This window comes from Bacillus sp. 5w2 (genome assembly GCF_054353775.1).
Map to the genome: position 1 here is coordinate 24,680 of NZ_JBTIWT010000013.1, position 21,280 is coordinate 45,959.

Annotated in this window: 23 protein-coding genes and 3 pseudogenes; 24 read left to right on the top strand and 2 right to left on the bottom strand. The window is 38.6% G+C overall.

Annotation, left to right across the window (positions count from 1 at the left end):
* The first annotated feature begins 200 nt into the window (after positions 1–200).
* The 15 genes from spo0F (at position 201) to ACXY7N_RS20000 (ending at position 13,615) form a co-directional block, all read left to right on the top strand.
* Positions 201–569: a sporulation initiation phosphotransferase Spo0F gene (gene spo0F / locus ACXY7N_RS19930; protein WP_000398592.1), complete on the top strand. Its 369-nt coding sequence runs from the start codon at positions 201–203 to the stop codon at positions 567–569.
* A 211-nt stretch (positions 570–780) separates the two neighbouring features.
* A complete protein-coding gene (locus ACXY7N_RS19935; protein ID WP_001131859.1) occupies positions 781–1,638 on the top strand; it encodes a class II fructose-bisphosphate aldolase in 858 nt (285 codons plus the stop codon).
* A 335-nt stretch (positions 1,639–1,973) separates the two neighbouring features.
* Positions 1,974–3,263: a UDP-N-acetylglucosamine 1-carboxyvinyltransferase gene (murA, locus tag ACXY7N_RS19940; RefSeq protein WP_000413265.1), complete on the top strand. Its 1,290-nt coding sequence runs from the start codon at positions 1,974–1,976 to the stop codon at positions 3,261–3,263.
* A gap of 116 nt (positions 3,264–3,379) precedes the next feature.
* A complete protein-coding gene (glpX, locus tag ACXY7N_RS19945; RefSeq protein ID WP_000442336.1) occupies positions 3,380–4,345 on the top strand; it encodes a class II fructose-bisphosphatase in 966 nt (321 codons plus the stop codon).
* A gap of 486 nt (positions 4,346–4,831) precedes the next feature.
* Positions 4,832–6,103 carry a transcription termination factor Rho gene (gene rho / locus ACXY7N_RS19950; protein WP_001053898.1) on the top strand — a complete coding sequence of 424 codons (1,272 nt, stop codon included), beginning with the start codon at positions 4,832–4,834 and terminating at the stop codon, positions 6,101–6,103.
* Between the two features lie 567 nt (positions 6,104–6,670).
* Positions 6,671–6,916 (top strand): type B 50S ribosomal protein L31, encoded by a 246-nt coding sequence (locus tag ACXY7N_RS19955; RefSeq protein WP_000643447.1) that lies wholly within the window; start codon positions 6,671–6,673, stop codon positions 6,914–6,916.
* A gap of 111 nt (positions 6,917–7,027) precedes the next feature.
* Entirely contained in the window at positions 7,028–7,612 is a 585-nt protein-coding gene (locus ACXY7N_RS19960; protein WP_000281086.1) for a thymidine kinase, read from the top strand.
* Between the two features lie 317 nt (positions 7,613–7,929).
* Positions 7,930–8,997: a peptide chain release factor 1 gene (gene prfA, locus ACXY7N_RS19965; protein WP_016085462.1), complete on the top strand. Its 1,068-nt coding sequence runs from the start codon at positions 7,930–7,932 to the stop codon at positions 8,995–8,997.
* Entirely contained in the window at positions 8,997–9,848 is an 852-nt protein-coding gene (gene prmC, locus ACXY7N_RS19970) for a peptide chain release factor N(5)-glutamine methyltransferase (protein WP_016136096.1), read from the top strand. Before prfA ends, prmC begins: the two co-directional genes overlap by 1 nt.
* 112 nt (positions 9,849–9,960) lie before the next feature.
* On the top strand, positions 9,961–10,821 hold the full coding sequence (gene spoIIR, locus ACXY7N_RS19975; RefSeq protein WP_016136095.1) for a stage II sporulation protein R: 861 nt from the start codon (positions 9,961–9,963) through the stop codon (positions 10,819–10,821).
* A gap of 49 nt (positions 10,822–10,870) precedes the next feature.
* Complete coding sequence (locus ACXY7N_RS19980) at positions 10,871–11,329, top strand: GNAT family N-acetyltransferase (protein WP_016085465.1); 459 nt, start codon at positions 10,871–10,873, stop codon at positions 11,327–11,329.
* 108 nt (positions 11,330–11,437) lie between these two features.
* The gene (locus ACXY7N_RS19985) at positions 11,438–12,478 is read left to right on the top strand and encodes an L-threonylcarbamoyladenylate synthase (RefSeq protein ID WP_016136094.1); all 1,041 of its coding nucleotides are present in this window, start codon (positions 11,438–11,440) and stop codon (positions 12,476–12,478) included.
* 77 nt (positions 12,479–12,555) lie between these two features.
* Positions 12,556–13,104, top strand: coding sequence for a manganese efflux pump MntP (locus ACXY7N_RS19990; RefSeq protein ID WP_016136093.1), 549 nt, complete (start codon positions 12,556–12,558; stop codon positions 13,102–13,104).
* 19 nt (positions 13,105–13,123) lie between these two features.
* Positions 13,124–13,252 carry a hypothetical protein gene (locus ACXY7N_RS19995; RefSeq protein WP_255290081.1) on the top strand — a complete coding sequence of 43 codons (129 nt, stop codon included), beginning with the start codon at positions 13,124–13,126 and terminating at the stop codon, positions 13,250–13,252.
* Positions 13,253–13,336: 84 nt separating this feature from the next.
* Complete coding sequence (locus ACXY7N_RS20000) at positions 13,337–13,615, top strand: DUF3935 domain-containing protein (protein WP_016136092.1); 279 nt, start codon at positions 13,337–13,339, stop codon at positions 13,613–13,615.
* Between the two features lie 315 nt (positions 13,616–13,930).
* On the opposite strand, the gene ACXY7N_RS20005 is transcribed toward ACXY7N_RS20000, so the two are convergent.
* Positions 13,931–14,542 carry a flavin reductase family protein gene (locus ACXY7N_RS20005; RefSeq protein ID WP_016136091.1) on the bottom strand — a complete coding sequence of 204 codons (612 nt, stop codon included), beginning with the start codon at positions 14,540–14,542 and terminating at the stop codon, positions 13,931–13,933.
* Positions 14,543–14,701: 159 nt separating this feature from the next.
* Positions 14,702–15,088 (bottom strand): DoxX family protein, encoded by a 387-nt coding sequence (locus ACXY7N_RS20010; protein ID WP_016136090.1) that lies wholly within the window; start codon positions 15,086–15,088, stop codon positions 14,702–14,704.
* A gap of 387 nt (positions 15,089–15,475) precedes the next feature.
* Between ACXY7N_RS20010 and ACXY7N_RS20015 the strand changes: the two genes are divergently transcribed.
* The 9 genes and pseudogenes from ACXY7N_RS20015 to upp all read left to right on the top strand — a co-directional run bounded on the left by ACXY7N_RS20015 (position 15,476) and on the right by upp (position 21,202).
* Positions 15,476–15,973 carry a PTS sugar transporter subunit IIA gene (locus ACXY7N_RS20015; RefSeq protein WP_016085471.1) on the top strand — a complete coding sequence of 166 codons (498 nt, stop codon included), beginning with the start codon at positions 15,476–15,478 and terminating at the stop codon, positions 15,971–15,973.
* A gap of 246 nt (positions 15,974–16,219) precedes the next feature.
* Positions 16,220–16,546 (top strand): annotated as a pseudogene (locus ACXY7N_RS20020) (low molecular weight protein arginine phosphatase); the annotation flags it as partial.
* A gap of 513 nt (positions 16,547–17,059) precedes the next feature.
* A complete protein-coding gene (locus tag ACXY7N_RS20025; RefSeq protein WP_179197212.1) occupies positions 17,060–17,212 on the top strand; it encodes a hypothetical protein in 153 nt (50 codons plus the stop codon).
* Positions 17,164–17,394, top strand: a pseudogene (locus tag ACXY7N_RS20030) (zinc ribbon domain-containing protein); the annotation flags it as partial. The gene ACXY7N_RS20025 and the pseudogene ACXY7N_RS20030, both read left to right, overlap by 49 nt.
* Positions 17,395–17,525: 131 nt before the next feature.
* Positions 17,526–17,651: pseudogene (locus tag ACXY7N_RS20035) on the top strand (low molecular weight protein arginine phosphatase); the annotation flags it as partial.
* A 96-nt stretch (positions 17,652–17,747) separates the two neighbouring features.
* Positions 17,748–18,191: a ribose 5-phosphate isomerase B gene (gene rpiB, locus ACXY7N_RS20040; RefSeq protein ID WP_016085473.1), complete on the top strand. Its 444-nt coding sequence runs from the start codon at positions 17,748–17,750 to the stop codon at positions 18,189–18,191.
* 21 nt (positions 18,192–18,212) lie between these two features.
* Positions 18,213–18,830, top strand: a complete 618-nt coding sequence (locus ACXY7N_RS20045) for a TIGR01440 family protein (protein WP_016136088.1) — start codon at positions 18,213–18,215, stop codon at positions 18,828–18,830.
* A gap of 228 nt (positions 18,831–19,058) precedes the next feature.
* On the top strand, positions 19,059–20,300 hold the full coding sequence (gene glyA / locus ACXY7N_RS20050; RefSeq protein WP_016085475.1) for a serine hydroxymethyltransferase: 1,242 nt from the start codon (positions 19,059–19,061) through the stop codon (positions 20,298–20,300).
* A gap of 272 nt (positions 20,301–20,572) precedes the next feature.
* Positions 20,573–21,202, top strand: coding sequence for a uracil phosphoribosyltransferase (gene upp / locus ACXY7N_RS20055; protein WP_000517539.1), 630 nt, complete (start codon positions 20,573–20,575; stop codon positions 21,200–21,202).
* Positions 21,203–21,280: the final 78 nt, after the last annotated feature.

Sequence of the window (21,280 nt, forward strand, 5' to 3'; positions counted from 1 at the left end):
TGTTACTCCCTTTCGTACGTGTTTACCGGCTTTCATTATAGTTTATTTTTTTAGAAAGGTGAAATCGAAGGGTAGCATAACAAAATAGGAAACGGTAAAATAAGAAAGAATAGGAAGGAATTTGCCAAAGAATATCGAAAATTAATCGTTAAGATATAAGAAGCTTTAAATCTTGTATTTATACAGAAAGGTTGGGAGTTATGGAAGGGAAAATTTTAATCGTTGATGATCAGTATGGCATTCGTGTGTTATTACATGAAGTGTTCCAAAAAGAAGGTTATCAGACATTCCAAGCAGCGAATGGATTTCAAGCTTTAGATATCGTGAAAAAAGATAATCCAGATTTAGTAGTGTTAGATATGAAAATTCCAGGTATGGATGGTATAGAGATTTTAAAACATGTAAAGGAAATTGATGAGAGTATTAAAGTAATTTTAATGACTGCTTATGGAGAGCTTGATATGATCCAAGAAGCAAAAGATTTAGGAGCTTTAATGCACTTTGCTAAACCGTTTGATATTGATGAGATTCGTCAAGCAGTGAGAGATCAGCTTGCTGTAGAGGCGTAAAAAATGAATTTTTTATAAAAAATATGGAAAAAAGCGTTTACATGGACTATTGAGCAGGTGAATACGGTTGAGTTTTTGAGTACAAGTTGTTATCCTATTGAGTGTAGAAAAAAGTCCGGTATGTAAATATACATATTTTACCTTATTCTGGTCATACTACCAGCGATAAGAACTTATCGGATACAAAAAACGTTTTTTAGGAGGATTCACCATGCCTTTAGTTTCTATGAAAGAAATGCTAAACACAGCACTAGAAGGAAAATACGCAGTTGGTCAATTCAACATGAACAACTTAGAGTGGACTCAAGCTATCTTAGCTGCTGCGGAAGAAGAAAAATCTCCTGTAATCCTAGGTGTATCTGAGGGTGCAGCTCGTCATATGACTGGTTTCAAAACAGTTGTAGCTATGGTTAAAGCTTTAATCGAAGAAATGAACATCACTGTTCCTGTAGCGATTCACCTTGACCATGGTTCAAGCTTCGAAAAATGTAAAGAAGCAATCGATGCAGGTTTCACATCTGTAATGATCGACGCTTCTCACCACCCATTCGAAGAAAACGTTGAAACTACTAAAAAAGTAGTAGAATACGCACACGCTCGTAACGTATCTGTTGAAGCTGAGCTTGGAACAGTTGGCGGACAAGAAGACGACATCATCGCTGAAGGCGTAATTTACGCTGATCCAGCAGAGTGTAAGCACCTTGTTGAAGCAACAGGTATCGATTGCCTAGCTCCAGCTTTAGGTTCTGTACACGGTCCTTACAAAGGTGAGCCTAACTTAGGATTCGCTGAAATGGAACAAGTTCGTGACTTCACTGGTGTACCTTTAGTATTACACGGTGGTACTGGTATCCCAACTGCTGATATCGTAAAAGCTATCTCTTTAGGTACTTCAAAAATTAACGTAAACACTGAGAACCAAATCGAGTTTACAAAAGCTGTTCGTGAAGTATTAAACAAAGACCAAGAAGTTTACGATCCACGTAAATTTATTGGACCTGGCCGCGACGCTATTAAAGCAACTGTTGCTGGTAAAATGCGTGAATTCGGTTCTAACGGTAAAGCGTAAGAATAAAATTCCGTTTTGGAAACCGTCTAGTCTTTTAGACGGTTTCCTTTCGTTGTATAATGAAAGCGTGAACAAGTCTAAAGATTTTTATCATTTTGTTTTTGAAATAGAAAATAATGTGCATAGTCCTATTAATAAATGTGATAATGTATCTAAGTTTATAAAGTAAATTCGATGAATAGTTAATCTTTATCTATTCGTATTACGGGAGAAATGAAGATAATGGTTTCCTATTTATTGAGTTTTAGGGTGGAAGAGTGAGTGAGTGAGATTCTTAAGGGGAGCTTTCTATAAAGATATAGAAAGTAAATACATTCACAAGAAGGGAGCTCAATATGGAAAAATTGCTAATTGAAGGCGGAAGAGCTTTAAATGGAACAATTCGAGTGAGTGGTGCAAAGAACAGCGCCGTTGCACTAATTCCAGCGACAATTTTAGCAGATACTCCAGTAACTATTGGTGGTGTCCCTAATATTTCGGACGTGAAAATGTTAGGAGACTTGCTAGAAGAAATTGGAGGAAGAGTAACTTATGGACAGGAGGAAGAGATGGTAGTCGATCCTTCTAACATGGTTGCGATGCCTTTACCGAATGGAAAAGTGAAAAAATTGCGTGCTTCTTATTATTTAATGGGTGCGATGCTTGGCCGTTTTAAAAAAGCTGTTATTGGGCTTCCGGGTGGATGTCATTTAGGACCGAGGCCGATTGATCAGCATATTAAAGGGTTTGAAGCGTTAGGTGCACATGTTACGAATGAACAGGGTGCGATTTATTTAAGAGCAGATGAATTGCGCGGGGCACGTATTTATTTAGATGTTGTTAGTGTAGGAGCTACGATTAATATTATGCTAGCAGCTGTGCGAGCGAAAGGTAGAACTGTTATTGAAAACGCAGCGAAAGAGCCAGAGATTATTGATGTAGCTACATTGTTAACAAGCATGGGTGCACGCATTAAAGGTGCTGGCACAGATGTAATTCGAATTGATGGTGTGGATTCACTGCATGGTTGTCACCATACTATCATTCCGGATCGTATTGAAGCGGGTACGTATATGATTTTAGGAGCTGCATCAGGAGGAGAAGTAACGGTTGATAATGTTATTCCTCAGCATTTAGAGTCAGTTACGGCGAAGTTAAGAGAAGCTGGTGTCCAAGTTGAAACGAATGATGACCAAATTACAGTGAACGGTAATAGAAGGTTAAAAGTAGTTGATATAAAAACGCTTGTATATCCAGGATTCCCAACAGATTTACAACAACCATTTACGACGCTTTTAACAAAGGCGCATGGGACGGGTGTTGTAACGGATACGATTTACGGCGCGCGCTTTAAACACATTGATGAGTTACGTCGTATGAATGCACAAATTAAAGTAGAAGGTCGTTCGGCAATTGTAACTGGTCCCGTTTTATTGCAAGGTGCAAAAGTGAAAGCGAGTGATTTACGAGCTGGAGCGGCCCTTGTTATTGCAGGGTTAATGGCGGATGGAATTACAGAAGTAACCGGACTTGAGCATATTGATCGAGGTTATGAAAATATAGTAGACAAGCTTAAAGGGCTTGGCGCAAACATTTGGCGAGAACAAATGACAAGTCAAGAAATTGAAGAGATGAAGAACGCATAAGTGATATTTCCGCAAGGGGGAAGCGAAGCATCACTACTTGCGGAAGTACACTTTATAGAAAAACACGGTTCACAAAATACGGCAGAAATATAAAGACTTAAAGGAGAGGGATTATCGTGGAAAGAAGTTTATCTATGGAGTTAGTACGTGTAACAGAGGCTGCAGCATTATCATCAGCGCGTTGGATGGGGCGCGGGAAAAAGGATGAGGCAGACGGTGCAGCAACATCAGCTATGCGTGATGTATTTGATACAATTCCGATGAAAGGTACAGTTGTAATTGGTGAAGGTGAGATGGACGAAGCACCAATGCTGTATATCGGAGAGAAATTAGGTACAGGATATGGACCACGTGTAGACGTTGCAGTTGATCCTTTAGAAGGGACAAATATTGTAGCAGCTGGTGGATGGAATGCTCTTGCTGTTATTGCAATTGCAGATCATGGTAATTTGTTACATGCTCCTGACATGTACATGGATAAAATCGCGGTTGGCCCAGAAGCGGTTGGGGCGGTCGATATTGATGCGCCTATTATCGATAACTTACGTGCGGTTGCGAAAGCGAAAAATAAAGATATTGAAGATGTTGTAGCGACAGTTTTAAACCGTCCACGTCATCAAGCGATTATCGAAGAAATTCGTAAAGCTGGTGCTCGCATTAAATTGATTAATGATGGAGACGTAGCTGGCGCAATCAATACTGCATTTGATCGCACAGGTGTAGATATTTTATTCGGCTCTGGTGGAGCACCTGAGGGTGTATTAGCGGCAGTTGCATTAAAATGTTTAGGTGGAGAAATCCACGGAAAGCTTCTGCCTCAAAATGAAGCTGAATTAGCTCGTTGTAAAAAAATGGGTATTGAAGATATAAATCGTATTCTGCGTATGGAAGACTTAGTAAAAGGTGACGATGCAATCTTTGCAGCAACAGGCGTAACAGACGGAGAACTATTACGCGGCGTTCAATTTAAAGGTAGCGTTGGAACAACACAATCCCTTGTTATGCGCGCGAAATCAGGCACAGTACGCTTCGTAGACGGACGTCATAGCTTGAATAAAAAACCGAACTTGGTTATTAAGTAAAAAGTGGAAGCGGCTCGTTCAGAATGGGAGGGGGAAGAAGTGAAGCCACCGACCATTCTAGCTGCTGAAGCTGGATTGAATAAAAAGTGGAAGCGGTTCGTTTAGAATCGCAGGGCATTGGAACTCTCGACCTTGAAGCGCTCTTTGCTTCGAGTGAGAGAGTGAAATGACCAGAGATTCTAGCCGCTGGAACTGGATTAGATAAAAAGTGGAAGTGGCTCTTTTAGAAGCATAAATACCTTATTTATTGCCATTTAAAATAGGGTAAGTAGAAAAAAGAGAGAAATATAAAAAGCGAAGACAAATTTTCTTGTCTTCGCTTCTTGTATTTGTGTTTCAACGTATTGATTAAAACTAGATAAAAGGGTTACAATAGTGAATATTACCCTACTTGAACTTATTGCCTTTCATTATTAATTATTTGCCTTCCGTATTTTTTCCCTTTACCCATGTGAAAAGAGAATAACGTTAAAGTGTGGTGTCTGAATGAATTTGTCAATTGCAGCATTAGAAAACATGAAATTAAAAGAGTTATACGAGCTTGCGAAAGAATTTAAGATTTCGTATTATAGCAAATTAACGAAAAAAGAGTTAATCTTCGCTATCTTAAAAGCTCGAGCAGAAAAAGAAGGTTTCTTCTTCATGGAAGGCGTATTAGAAATTATTCAATCAGAAGGATTTGGATTCCTACGTCCTATCAACTATTCTCCAAGCTCAGAAGATATTTATATCTCAGCTTCGCAAATTCGTCGTTTCGATTTACGTAATGGAGATAAGGTTTCTGGTAAAGTACGACCTCCGAAAGAAAATGAACGCTATTTTGGATTATTACAAGTTGAAGCTGTAAACGGAGATGATCCAGAGTCAGCAAAAGAGCGTGTACATTTCCCTGCATTAACACCATTATACCCAGATCGCCAAATGAAATTGGAAACGGAACCGAAAAAGTTACCGACACGCATCATGGATTTAATCGCACCAGTTGGATTTGGACAACGTGGTTTAATTGTCGCGCCTCCAAAGGCTGGTAAAACAAGTCTATTAAAAGAAATCGCACACAGTGTTACAACAAATCACCCGGAAGCTGAATTAATTGTACTTTTAATTGATGAGCGTCCAGAGGAAGTAACAGACATTGAACGTTCTGTTAAAGGAGATGTTGTAAGTTCTACTTTTGATGAAGTACCAGAAAATCATATTAAAGTAGCGGAGCTTGTGTTAGAACGTGCAATGCGTCTTGTAGAGCACAAAAAAGATGTTATCATTTTAATGGATAGTATTACCCGTTTAGCGCGAGCTTACAACCTTGTTATTCCGCCAAGTGGTAGAACATTATCGGGTGGTATCGACCCAGCTGCCTTCCATAGACCGAAGCGTTTCTTTGGAGCTGCACGTAATATTGAAGAAGGCGGTAGCTTAACGATTTTAGCAACAGCGCTTGTTGATACAGGATCTCGTATGGACGATGTAATTTACGAAGAATTTAAAGGAACTGGAAATATGGAACTTCACTTAGATCGTTCATTAGCTGAGCGTCGTATCTTCCCGGCAATTGATATTCGCCGTTCTGGTACACGTAAAGAAGATCTATTAATTCCGAAAGAACATTTAGACAAGCTATGGGGTATTCGTAAAACAATGCGTGATACACCAGACTTTGTCGAAGGTTTTTTACGTAAACTTCGTCAAACAAAGACAAATGAAGAATTTTTACAAAACATTGTTGCAGACTCGAAAAGGTATGTAACAACTAAGTAAAGGGAAAAGATTGGGACTCGCTTATTTTGTGATAAGCGAGTTTTTTATGTTTTTTAAGGGGATATTAGAGAGAGTAATATATGGGGAAAATTTTGTTTTTTGAGATAAAAATCATATTTGGGTCGAGAGCTTGAAGTGTCCTGGATTCTGAACGAGCCGCTTGTGCTTTTAACTAATATCCAGCTCCAGCGGCTAGAATGGTCGGTGGCTTCACTTCTTCCTACGAGGCAAAAAGCGCCTCTACGTCAGAAGCTCCATCCCCCTCCCATTCTGAGCGAGCCGCTTGTGCTTTTAATTGATATCCAGTTCCAGCGGCTAGCTCTTCGTGTCTAAGAACCGCTCACACTAAAGGTAAAGAGCACATTTTGTGCGAGCGAACCTTAGCCAGTCAGAGCTGAACGAGCCGCCTCCACTTTTAATTTTAAAAAGACAAAAACAGGTAGTTGCAAAATGGAGTTAGCCTTGTTATAATTTCATCATATGTGTTTCATCAATATAGTTGTGTAAGCAGCTGAAGATGAAAAACTCTGTTTCGAAAATGATTCAGGGCGGAAGGAGATGAAAAGAATGAAAGCAGGAATCCATCCAAATTACAATAAAGTTGTATTTATGGACACGAACACAGGCTTCAAATTCTTAAGCGGGTCTACTAAAGGCTCTAGCGAAACTGTTGAGTGGGAAGATGGTAACACTTATCCATTACTAAAAATTGAGATCAGTTCTGATTCTCACCCATTCTACACTGGACGTCAGAAGTTTGCTACTGCAGACGGACGTGTTGACCGCTTCAATAAGAAATACGGTATCAAGTAATAAAGAACATAAAACAGGCAAGTGTATGTATTCGCTTGTCTGTTTTTTTTGCAAAAAATATTAAACCTTTACCCTACTTTGGATTAGGAAAGTAGATGAAAGGAGAGCTCAATGTACTTAATGAATCAAAATGGTTGGATTGAAGTGATTTGCGGGAGTATGTTTTCTGGAAAATCAGAAGAGCTCATCCGCCGTATACGCCGTACACAATTTGCGAAACAACATGCGATTGTATTTAAACCATGTATTGATAATCGTTATAGTGAAGAAGATGTTGTATCACATAATGGATTGAAGGTTAAAGCAGTTCCTGTTTCAGCTTCAAAAGATATATTTAACCATGTAACAGAAGAAATGGATGTTATTGCAATCGATGAGGTACAATTTTTTGATGGGGACATTGTGGAAGTGGTGCAAGTATTGGCAAATCGTGGCTATCGTGTCATTGTAGCTGGATTAGACCAAGATTTCCGTGGTCTACCATTTGGACAAGTTCCTCAGCTGATGGCGATTGCTGAACATGTAACTAAATTGCAGGCAGTTTGTTCTGCATGCGGATCTCCTGCAAGTCGTACGCAACGTTTAATCGATGGAGAACCGGCGGCATTTGATGATCCAATTATTTTAGTTGGGGCTTCAGAATCGTATGAACCACGTTGTCGTCATTGTCATGCAGTACCTACAAAACAAAGATAAATGAAACTCGCTATGTAGAGCGGGTTTTTTTCGAAAATAGATGAAGATTGGGGCCAGCTCTTCGTATATATAGCTAAGAACCTTAGGCAGTCAGAGCTGAGCAAGCCGCCTGCGCTTTTAATATTATCTAGCTCCATTGGCTAGAATGGTCGGTGGTTTCGCTTCTTCGTGCGAGGCAAAGAACGCTTCAAGGTCGAGAGTTCCAAATAGCCTGCGATTCTGAGCAAGCCGCCTGCGCTTTTAAATATAATTTGCGTTTTTTTGATTAAGTACCATATACTATTTGTATTAGATACTAGGATGTAGAGGTGAATGGTGTGTTAGATCGTTTGCAAGCTGTAGAAGATCGTTATGAGAAGTTAAATGAATTGTTAAGTGACCCAGAGGTTATTAGCGATACAAATAAGCTTCGTGAGTATTCAAAGGAACAATCTGATATGCAGGAAACGGTAGAGGTGTACCGTGAGTATAAAGATGTTCGTGAGCAATTAAGAGATGCAAAAGCAATGTTAGAAGATAAGTTAGACGCTGATATGCGTGATATGGTAAAAGAAGAGGTTTCTGAATTAGAAGGACAAGAGAAAACATTATCAGAACGTCTGAAAATTTTACTTGTTCCAAAAGACCCTAATGATGATAAGAACGTTATCGTTGAGGTTCGTGGAGCTGCTGGTGGCGACGAGGCCGCTTTATTTGCTGGTGACTTATACCGTATGTATAGCCGTTATGCTGAGGTACAAGGTTGGAAAACTGAAATTATCGAAGCGAGCTATACAGAGTTAGGTGGATATAAAGAGATTATCTTTATGATTAACGGTAAAGGTGCTTTCGCGAAGCTGAAATTCGAGAATGGTGCTCACCGTGTACAACGTGTTCCTGAAACGGAATCTGGTGGACGTATTCATACATCTACAGCAACTGTAGCTGTATTACCAGAGGCAGAAGAAGTAGAAATTACTATTCATGAAAAAGATGTTCGTGTTGATACATTTGCTTCTAGTGGTCCTGGTGGACAAAGTGTTAATACAACAATGTCAGCGGTACGTTTAACGCATTTACCGACTGGTGTAGTTGTATCTTGTCAGGACGAGAAGTCACAAATTAAGAACAAAGAAAAAGCAATGAAAGTATTACGTGCACGTGTTTATGATAAGTTTAGACAAGAAGCGCAAGCTGAATATGATCAAAACCGTAAGCAAGCTGTTGGTACAGGTGATCGTTCAGAGCGTATTCGTACGTATAATTTCCCGCAAAACCGTGTTACAGACCATCGAATCGGTTTAACGATTCAAAAGCTAGATCAAATCTTACAAGGTAAGTTAGATGACTTCATCAATGCCTTAGTGATGGAAGATCAGGCTCAAAAGATGGAGGCAGCTGAGTAATGCGTGTCTATGAAGCCCTGAAATGGGCTTCTTCTTTTTTACAGGAAAATGGACGAGATGAAAATGCGGGAGAAATTGTCCTTTGTCATGTATTAAAGACGAATAGAACCGGGATGCTCATGAATATGCGTGAAGAAATAACTGCGGAACAAGAGAAGAGTTTTGCAGAATTTATCCACAAGCACGTAGAAGGTACTCCGATCCAGTATATGCTCGGTTATGAAATGTTTTATGGCCGATCATTCTTTGTGAATGAAGAAGTATTGATACCAAGACCGGAAACAGAGGAACTTATAGTTGGAGTGCTAGAGAGAATTAAGCGCCATTTCGGTAATGAGGAGCTTCACATAGCGGATATTGGAACAGGTAGTGGAGCGATTTCTATTACGCTTGCTTTAGAAAATACAAATCTTCATGTGTATACGGTAGATATTGCGCAGGAGTCGATTGAAGTTGCAAAAGAAAATGCAAAGACTTTAGGGGCGGATGTAACTTTCTATCACGGCGATTTACTGTCTCCGTTTTATGAAACAGGTCAGCAGTTAGATGTTGTTGTTTCCAATCCTCCGTACATACCAGAGGAAGATTGGCGTGGTCTTTCTACTGTTGTGAAGGAGCATGAGCCAAAGAGAGCGCTTGTTGGCGGTGAAGACGGATTAGATTTCTATCGCCGTTTTATGGAAGAATTGCCGAATGTGTTGCAGAAGAAAGCAATTGTGGCATTTGAAATTGGAGTAGGACAAGGTGAGGATGTAAAGGGACTGTTACAACAAGCTTTTCCACATGCTCATGTTGAGGTTGTTTTTGATATTAATGGGAAAGACCGTATGGTATTTGCAGAGATGGAGTAAGGTTCACACCTTACTCTATTTTTTTGTGGGAAAATTTATATAGATTTTGAATTTAATAGTTTAGAAAGATGAAAGTCTGTCCACACTGTTTGTAGAAGGGACGGTGGAGGAAATGAAAAAACAAGTTATTGCTTATCTTCTTCTATTATTAATTGGTGCACAGTTGCTTGTGCAGTTTGGATATATGAAAGCTGATGCGAAAGGGCCTTCAGTTATTCCGAAAGAGGCCGTTCGATTACGGATTTTAGCAAATAGTGATTCAGATAAAGATCAGGCGCTAAAGCGCAAAGTGCGTGATGAAGTAAAAGCACAAATTGATGGATGGGTAGCGGATTTAACTTCATTTGAAGAGGCGCGTAAAGTCATTCAAAGTCATATTCCAGAAATCGAAAAAACAGTGGCAAATACGTTAAAAGAAGAAGGAAGTAAAGATTCATTTCAAGTGAAATTCAGTAAGAATGTAAAGTTTCCTACAAAGGTATATGGGAATTTTATTTATCCAGCAGGGGAATATGAGGCAGTATTGATTACGATTGGGGAAGGTGAAGGGGCAAACTGGTGGTGTGTATTATTTCCACCGATGTGTTTCTTAGATTTTTCAAGTGGTACAGCTGTAAGGAAAGAAGAACATGTGGTGAAGGCTGAATCTCCTGAAGAGGAGCAGGGAAAACAATTAGATGAGGAAGTAGTAGATACACAAGAGAAAAAAGAGGGTGCGGTGAAAGAAGAGAAAGTTGTAAAGCAGGAAGTAGCAAAAAAAGTAACAGCGTCTGAAAAGAAAGTAGTAAAAAATGAAATGAAGGTAGAAGAACAACCTGTAAGTAAAGAAGAAACAAAAACTGTGGATAAAATGGAGAAACCTGTGGAACAAAAACAAGAAAAGAAAAATGAGTATGTAAAAGTAGAGGAAGAAGAAAAGCCAGAAGTTAAGTTATTTATTGTAGAAGCTTTTACATCTTTATTCTCTAAATAGTACTATTAATAGGTCCCTTCTCATATATAAAAAAGAGGAGGGATTTACTATGAAGAAGGTATATTTTGCTACGAAAGCGGATGTGGAAAGATTGCATTCTTTTTTCGGACAAGCTAATAAAAAAGATGATAAAATAAATGAGTTATACGCGCAATTTATGATTTTGGAAGAGGCGGAAGAAATACGAGCTGTCATTGGATATGAACAAAGTGAAGAAAATGCACTTATTCGTTCTTGTTTATTCACACCTAATGTGGATAAACAGACTTTCCTATATTTTTTTGAAATGTTTTTGCGGTATATGAAAGAAAAAAATATTCGACAATTGTACTTACTAACAAATCATCCACAATCTATAACAATCTTTCAGTTTTTTGACTTTATTACTATAGAGAAAGAAAACGTACCAGAGGGAATTCGACAGTTAGAACACTTTTGTAAAAATATAAAAGAGCCAAATGCAATAATACTAAATTGTCAGCTATTCACAAAGTTATCCACGGATTAATTAGGTTTATCCACATTTTGTGGATAAACCTTGTTTGTCTTTTGGATAAATCTCATAGTAAACTAAAAATAGACAAGTATTTCAGGGTAGAAAAGGACGTGGGAAAAAATGCATACAAATATGTGGGTTGTGGATAATGTTGTGGAAAGAAAAAAATATTATCCACAGTTACAAGAAGCAGCAAAATTATTAAGGGAAAACGAGGCAATTGCCTTCCCAACAGAAACGGTATATGGACTAGGTGCGAACGCGATGAATGACGAAGCAATCGCGAAAATTTTTGAAGCGAAAGGAAGACCGAGTGATAATCCACTTATTGTCCACATCGGTACAAAATCGCAATTAGATGGAATTGTGAAGGAAATCCCGCCAGTTGCAGAGAAGTTAATGGAGCATTTTTGGCCAGGCCCGTTAACAATTATTTTACCTAGAAAAGAGGGGATTTCAGAGAAGGTGACGGCAGGACTTAATACGGTTGGAGTAAGAATGCCTGATCATCCAGTAGCGCTTGCTCTTATTGAGGAGGCAAATGTACCTGTTGCGGCACCGAGTGCGAATCGTTCTGGGCGCCCAAGTCCGACGCTAGCGTCTCACGTATATGAAGATTTAAATGAGAAAATCGCAGGTATTGTAGATGGTGGTGCAACAGGAGTAGGTGTGGAATCGACTGTAATTGATTGTACAAGCGCTGTTCCAACGATATTACGTCCAGGTGGGATTACGAAAGAACAATTGGAAGCGGTGATTGGCACTGTTTCTTTAGATCCGGCTTTAAAGGACGAGAAAGAAAAACCAAAATCACCTGGAATGAAATATACACATTATGCACCGAAAGCGCCACTTAGTATTATTGAAGGGTCACGTGAGTTTATTCAGCACCTTGTGGATGAGAAAAAGGAAGAAGGATTTAAAGTAGGGGTATTAACGACAGAAGAGTATCAGCATATGTATAGCGCGGATGTTATATTATCTTGTGGTGTTCGAAGTGATTTAGCTAGCGTTGCGACTAAATTATATGATGTACTTAGAACGTTTGATGCAAGTGAAGTGGATGTTATTTTTAGCGAATCATTCCCGAATGAAGGAATAGGAAATGCAATTATGAATCGCTTAACAAAAGCGGCAGGACATCATATTATTACTGAATGATAAGGTAAGATTAGCAAACAGAATATTTCTCCTCGGATAAGCATATTGTGAAGTAGCACGTCCGAGGAGGGACATGAATGACGTTTGAACAGCTACTACCTTTAATAATTATGGCATTCGCCTTAGGAATGGATGCGTTCTCGGTGAGTCTTGGTATGGGAATGATGACCTTAAAGGTAAGACAAATCCTGTATATCGGTATGACGATAGGGATTTTTCATATTATCATGCCATTTATAGGAATGGTATTAGGTCGTTTTTTATCAGAGAAGTATGGAGATATGGCACATTTTGCAGGTGCTATTTTATTAATTGGACTAGGATTCTATATTGTATATTCCTCTATTTTGGAGAATGAAGAGACTAAAACGGCCCCTATTGGAATTAGCTTATTCGTATTTGCATTTGGCGTTAGTATAGATAGTTTTTCAGTAGGGCTTAGTCTTGGTATTTACGGAGCACAGACAATTATTACGATATTACTTTTTGGATTTGTTAGTATGTTATTAGCATGGATTGGTTTATTAATTGGTAGACATGCGAAAGATATGCTCGGTACATATGGTGAGATAGTAGGTGGTATCATTTTGGTTGGATTTGGATTATATCTCCTTTTTCCTATATAATTTTAAGGGTGAGGGCGCTATGAAAAAGTTATTGGAATGGTATATTCAATTTGTAACTTTCTTTCCTAGATGGTTACGACTGCTTATTATTTGGGGTATTATTTTGCAAATTTCAATTTTAGGTTGGATGAAGTTAATTCGCGAATGATAAAATAGTTCCTTTCTGTACATAGTTTTGTTTGTACTATACTCATTGCGCTAAAAAATTACATATATAGAAAGGATGAGATAGATGACGAGATTGAAACAAGTTTTTGGTATTATTATTAGTTTTTTTGTTTTTTGGTTTAGTATGCTCGGTGTACAAATGTTTGCTGAGTTTTTAGATATTGAGTCATTGAAGTTTGTCGCGGGAAAAACGGAGGCAGCGCGTGCTTTTTATTCTCCATACCCGTTTTTAATTGTTTTTCTTATTACATTGCTTTCCCTATACTTCTTAGTAATTAAGCTTGGGAAACCGAAAAAAGAGAAAATGCCTACTGTAGAAGAAAAGAAGGAAGAATTACAATGATAAAATCCCCTGCTATTTAGCAGGGGATTTTATGTTTAAGTGATGGAAGGAATCGAGCCGCTTCCGCTTTTAGGTATTATCCAGCTCCAGCGGCTAGAATGGTCGGTGGCTTCGCGTCTTCCTACGAGGCGAAAAGCGCCTCTACATCAGAAGCTCCAATGCCCTGCGATTCTGAGCGAGCCGCTTCCGCTTTTAGATATTATCCAGCTTCAGCGGCTAGAATCTCCGGTCATTTCGCTCTCTCGCATGAAGCAAAAAGCGCTTCAAGGTCGAGAGCTCCAATGCCCTGCGATTCTGGGCGAGCCGCTTCCGCTTTTAAACAGGCCTCACCAATTCAAATTGTTCTCCTAGTTTTGCGTAGTTGTGTCCTGCTAGGCGGCTTACTGGTTTTAGTCCTTCTGCATGAATGCGGCCATTTTCGTATAGGTGTTCTGCGACGTGGAAACGAACGACGCGTCCGATTAGTAGATCACAAGCTGGTGAGTCTTCTGTTCCACCAAGAGGGATTGCGCGTTCTAGTACGCATTCCATTCGAATATTTGCTTCTTTCACACCTGGAACAGAGATGACATCACTTTCAATTGGTGTTAGTTTTGCTAGTTCAATTTCACTCTCATTTGGTGGGAGGTTAGCTGCTGTTTCGTTAATTGCTTCTACGTAAGATTCATCAGAAATATGTACGACAAACTCACCCTTTTCGATTGCGTTTCGAGAAGTATCTTTCGGTGTTCCTGCTTTTCGTTGTACAGAAACTGAGATAAGTGGTGGATTAGCAGCGACAATATTGAAATAACTATATGGTGCCCCGTTTAATACGCCGTCTTTTGTTACAGAAGTAACGAACGCGACAGGGCGTGGAATAATACTTCCCGTTAATAATTTGTAATTATCTTTTTCCGTTTGTTCATTTGGATTAATGGATAACATGTTTAAAATCCCCTTTCTAAATATGACGACTTATTGTTTGTTTACAAGATGTTAGTGGAAAACTCCTGCTGAAAATAATATTTTTATTACATAAAAAGAACTTACTTCAACCGCAATGAAGTAAGTTCCGTCTAAATAATCTCGAGTTCAAGATAAAAATTATAATAAAACGTATGCACCAGGTCCGATTAAAGCTACCCCGATAGCAACGGCGATTAACATTAAGTTGTATTCATATCCGTTTTGGGTTACCCAGTAACCATTTTTTCCGTGAACAGTGAAGATTGCCATTAACATTGTTCCAACGATAAAAAATGAGCCGATTGCAGTGAAAATACCTGATGCGAATAAGAAACCACCTAATAATTCAGTTGCGCCAGCCATAAATGCCATGAATACGCCAGGGCGTAAACCGATTGATTCCATCCAGCCGCCTGTTCCTTTCAGGCCGTAGCCACCAAACCAACCAAATAATTTTTGAGCACCATGACCCATGAATGTAATACCTATAATAAGACGAATAATAAGAAGACCGAAATCCATCATTTTTGAAAACCTCCTAAAAGTTATTAACTTACCTTATGTAAGTAATGATAAAATAGTTACTTACTTTAGTCAAGTGGGTTTTGAAAAAAGTTTGAAAAAATTTTACAAATTAACAACAAAAAACAAAATGTAGTAAAGACCTCTAGACAAGTCGGACGAAAAAAGAGAAAATATAAGTAGAAGTTAACTTTCTTATTGTTATTCAGACAATCAGAATTGACTGGAATTTTATGAAGCGCTACAATAAGAGTCTATTAGTAATGACGTAATTTATTTCGAAAGCGTTTTTACAGTATAATATTCGAAGTATGAAGTCTTACATGTATCCCGATCTTTACTAGGGATTGCCCTATAAACTTTTAGGTAAATTATAAGGAGGACTATCCTATGTTTAAAAAATTATTCGGTCTTGGTTCAAAAACAAATGAAGAAACAATCGTAGCTCCATTAACTGGAGCAGTGAAAAATATTGAAGAAGTACCAGATCCAGTATTCGCTGGTCGTATGATGGGTGAAGGTGTTGCAATCGATCCTACTGAAGGTGTAGTTGTATCTCCAGTTGATGGTGAAATCGTACAATTATTCCACACAAAACATGCTGTAGGAATTAAAGCGAAAAACGGTACAGAAATTTTAATCCACGTTGGATTAGAAACTGTAAAAATGGAAGGCGAAGGTTTCGAAGCTCACGTTTCTGAAGGCCAAGCTGTAAAAGCGGGAGATAAATTAATCTCATTCGACTTAGACTTAATCCGTGAAAAAGCGAAAAGTACAATTACTCCAATCGTTATTACAAACACAGATGCAGCTGAGTCTATTAAAACAACTGTAGGCGTAACAGCTACAAAAGGTTCAACAGAAGTAATGAAAGTTACAATGAAATAATTATTGTATAAGAGGAATCCGTTTCGTATGAAATGGATTCCTTATTTTGTTTTGTAGTACGCTTGCTATGTATGTTAAAATACTCTAGGCACTTGGAAATAGGGTTTCACATATATGTGGATAAGGCGCATTTTTCTTAGAAAAAATATAAGAGAAATGCGCCTTTTGTATATTCACATTTCTTTTGTTCTATTCTTATGTACGCTATGATAAAGGAAAGGAAGCAGAGAAAAGAGGTGGGTTTAGATGAAACGAGTATTATTTGTTTGCACTGGAAATACATGCCGTAGCCCGATGGCTGAGGCGTTACTTCGTCATCATGGAAAAGGTAAGTTTGAAGTGCAATCTGCTGGTGTTTTCGCCTATCCTGGAAGTGATGCGTCGGTACATGCAAAGGAAGCTTTAGCGGAAAAGGGAATTGCAATCGATCATGCCGCGCAGCAGGTGAACGAAACCTTGATTGATTGGGCAGATATTGTCGTAACAATGACGGAAAACCATAAGCAAATTGTGCTTGGGCATTATCCGAGTGTTGAAAAGAAAGTAGATACATTATATGGAGTAACTGAGGGGTAACTAACTGTTACAATTTATTTAACCAATTATAATCAAAGTTAATTAAATATATCAGTAAGCCCTGCTAGTCAAGTAATTGGCTAGTAGTGAGGGTTAACTGCGGGCAATCCCTAAAGCTGATTGAACTACAACGTGGCTAGAAATAGCGAGCGTGAATGTCGCGAAAGCAGAAAAAATCAATCAGATGGTGCAAGGTTAAATCCTAAACACTAGAACAATGGGTCTTCCGCCTCGAATCATCTAAGTTAAAATGGATAAGATGAACGTTCAACGACTATCTCGTATAACTGACGAGAGTACACCACAAGCCTATGGTGGTGGAAAAATCCTCTATCTCTAAGGAGATAAACATATAGTCTGCGCTCATGTGAAAACATGAGAAGTTCATAAGAGAACTGGCTAAGGAATTGCGCCCTTAGTTGAACGAGATACATTTAATTAAATCTATCAAGTCTCATTGAATCTACCGAACCTATGCATGATGGTAAATGCATAGGGGTGAGAATAATAATGAAATTTTCACGAGTTAGTCAAGTATCAGAATTAACAGGTTTGCATCCGAGTAGTCTAAGGAGAATGCTGGTGGAACACGCTACGATTCAGAAGAACAAATCTTTCATTGTTTATCATACAAGTGCGAGAAGTATGGCATTGAGTATGTAAAAGCTGATAAATGGTTCGCCTCAAGCAAGATTTGTTCATGTTGCGGAGTGAAATACGACCATTCAGTTCAACCAGAAGGACAGTGGAGTTTAAAAATACGTGAGTGGCATTGTGCTTCATGCAATAGCCATCACGATAGGGATGTAAATGCGTCGATAAATTTATCAAGATGGGTAAAATAAATGCTTGATAATAGGAGGTAACGATACTGCCTCGTGTGGAGTGTTATACCCCTCGTCCCTTCGGGGTTGCGAGAACACGATGAAGCACTAACTCGTGTAAATTTGATTGAATTGTATAGATTTAGTTAAGTTTATCGTATCGGATAAGTAAGGATATTTCAGATCCATTTGGGGGCTCTCTCTATACTTATAAAGAAACGTTAGAAGAGATGGAAAAACTTGTACAAACTTTACTGAAAAAACATTCAGAAGGTTGATGTTTCGTGTATAATACGATATTGGAGATCACTTCGTTCCATTAAGGTAGCGAGTGAGAAATGAAGATAATGGATTGAAACTTTGGAGGGGTAAAAATGAAAGTAGTAGTAGCATCTGATCACGGCGGTATGAATATCCGTAAAGAACTTGTAAGTTTATTAGAAGAGTTAAATATTGAATATATTGATTTAGGTTGTGAATGTGAAGCTGGTTCTGTTGATTACCCTGATTTTGCGTTTCCAGCAGCGGAAATGGTAGCAAATGGCGAAGTAGATCGTGGTATTTTAGTTTGTGGGACAGGCATCGGTATGTCAATTGCGGCAAACAAAGTAAATGGTATTCGTTGTGCGTTAGTTCATGATACTTTCAGTGCGAAAGCAACAAGAGAGCATAATGATACGAACATGTTAGCAATGGGCGAGCGTGTAATTGGTGCTGGTCTAGCACGTGACATCGCAAAAATTTGGTTAACAACTGACTATGAAGGTGGCCGTCACGAAAACCGCGTAGGAAAAATTAAAACATACGAAGCAAAGTAATAGATTCTAACTAGAAGCAGTATGAAATATAATTTGGTGAACCAACCTGTGAAAGGAAGAGGCGTAATGACAGAAATCGTAAAGGTAAGAGAACAGTTACAAATGTCGCTTTCTGATTTCCAAGAACAAGCTTCATTACAAAGTGGTCAAATTTTTGTAGTGGGGTGTAGTACGAGCGAAGTGCTAGGAGAAAGAATTGGAACATCAGGAACGATGGAAGTAGCAGAGGCGATTTTTTCTGAGTTAAAACAATTTCAAGAGCAAACAGGTATTGAGTTGGCGTTTCAATGTTGTGAGCATTTAAACCGTGCTTTAGTAGTTGAGAGAGAGTTGGCGATGAAATATCAATTTGAAGTTGTAACAGTTACGCCTGTTAGATCAGCAGGTGGTGCATTAGCAACATATGCTTATCACAATTTGAAAGATCCGGTAGTAATTGAGTTTATTAAAGCAGATGCAGGAATGGATATTGGCGATACATTTATCGGTATGCATTTAAAGCATGTAGCTGTTCCGGTTCGTACAAGTGTGAAGGAAATTGGAAGTGCGCATGTAACGATGGCAACAACACGTGGAAAACTAATTGGTGGAGCACGTGCTGTTTATGCGGCGAAGGAAGAGACTATCACTTGCCGTTAAAGTTTCATTGTATCCTACGAATAAGGTATGTTGTCTGACTTTATCATAGAAGAAAGAAAAGACCGATTTTCGGTCTTTTTTTTCTTTTATGATATAGAAAGTCATGTTAGAATGTAGTTGAAAACATGAAGGTTCGAAAGAATTACAACCTGAATTTTCGTTTTTTCTGAATAAATGAGAAAAAACTATTGGGAATCGATGTAATTCGTTCAGAAAAGGGGGATTTTGGTGGATCATTTAAAACGTCAAGATGAAAAGGTATTTGCTGCAATTGAGGCAGAACTAGGAAGACAGCGTTCAAAGATTGAGTTAATTGCTTCGGAAAACTTCGTAAGTGAATCAGTAATGGAGGCACAAGGTTCTGTTTTAACGAATAAGTATGCTGAAGGATATCCTGGAAAACGTTACTATGGTGGCTGTGAGCACGTAGACGTAGTGGAAGATATCGCACGTGATCGCGCGAAAGAAATTTTTGGTGCAGAGCATGTAAATGTTCAACCACATTCTGGTGCGCAAGCGAACATGGCAGTATACTTCACAATTTTAGAGCAAGGCGATACAGTACTTGGTATGAATTTATCCCATGGTGGTCACTTAACACACGGAAGCCCTGTTAACTTCAGTGGAGTACAATATAATTTCGTAGAATATGGCGTGGATGCTGAGTCTCACCGTATTAATTACGATGATGTATTAGCAAAAGCGAAAGAACATAAACCAAAATTAATCGTTGCAGGTGCAAGTGCATATCCTCGTGTTATCGATTTCAAACGATTCCGTGAGATTGCAGATGAAGTGGGTGCATACTTTATGGTTGATATGGCACATATCGCTGGTTTAGTAGCTGCTGGTTTACATCCAAACCCAGTACCGCATGCACATTTCGTTACAACGACAACACATAAAACATTACGTGGTCCACGTGGTGGTATGATTTTATGTGAAGAGCGATTTGCAAAACAAATTGATAAATCAATCTTCCCTGGTATTCAAGGCGGTCCACTTATGCACGTAATTGCTGCAAAAGCTGTTGCGTTTGGTGAGACACTACAAGATGAGTTTAAAACATATGCACAAAATATCATTAATAATGCGAATCGCTTAGCTGAAGGTCTTCAAAAAGAAGGACTTACACTTGTTTCTGGTGGAACAGACAATCATTTAATCTTAATTGATGTTCGTAACTTAGAAATTACAGGTAAAGTAGCAGAGCACGTATTAGATGAAGTTGGTATTACAGTGAACAAAAATACAATTCCATTTGAAACAGCAAGCCCATTTGTAACAAGCGGTGTACGTATCGGTACGGCAGCTGTAACATCTCGTGGTTTCGGTTTAGAAGAAATGGATGAAATTGCATCACTTATTGCTTACACATTAAAAAATCATGAAAATGAAGTTGCATTAGAAGAAGCACGTAAGCGTGTAGAAGCGTTAACGAGCAAATTCCCAATGTACACAGACCTATAATAAATGGAAGAAGACTGCTGAGACGTAATTGTTTTGGCAGTCTTTTTTTTGGACATATATTGTTCTTTAAGTATGTATACAAATGATGAATAAATTTTGGCGATATAATGAAGGATACAGCTCCCATAATTGGTAAAGATACTAGATAGATTCATCGTAAAATCATGATTTTGCCAAATTTGCCCTTGAATATTAGTAGCGTTTTCTTTACAATCGTAAATAGTGTAAAAAAGCGTGTAAACGCATGAATATCATCTAAAGGAGAGATTCACATGGGAAAACTGTATGTATTTGATCACCCGTTAATTCAACATAAGATTACATATATTCGCGATAAGAATACAGGTACGAAAGATTTTCGTGAATTAGTGGACGAAGTAGCAAGCTTAATGGCTTTCGAAATTACTCGCGATCTTCCACTTAAAGACATTGAAATTGAAACACCTGTAAGCAAAGCGACAACAAAAGTGATCGCTGGTAAAAAACTTGGTTTAATTCCGATTTTACGTGCAGGTTTAGGAATGGTTGATGGAATTCTGAAATTAATTCCAGCAGCAAAAGTAGGACACGTTGGTTTATACCGTGACCCTAAAACATTGCAACCGGTAGAATACTATGTGAAACTTCCAACGGATGTAGAAGAACGTGACTTTATCGTACTAGATCCGATGCTAGCAACAGGTGGTTCTGCAGCTGAAGCAATTAATTCTCTGAAAAAGCGCGGTGCAAAACAAATCAAATTAATGTGTATCGTTGCAGCTCCAGAAGGAGTAAAAGTAGTACAAGAAGAACATCCTGATGTTGATATTTATGTAGCAGCATTAGATGAGAAATTAAATGACCACGGATATGTAGTACCAGGTCTTGGTGATGCTGGTGACCGTTTATTCGGAACGAAGTAAGACAACTGACGAGAGGGATTCCCCTCTCGTTTTTTTATGTCTCGATTAGGTAGGGGAGGGGGGATAAATATACATAGT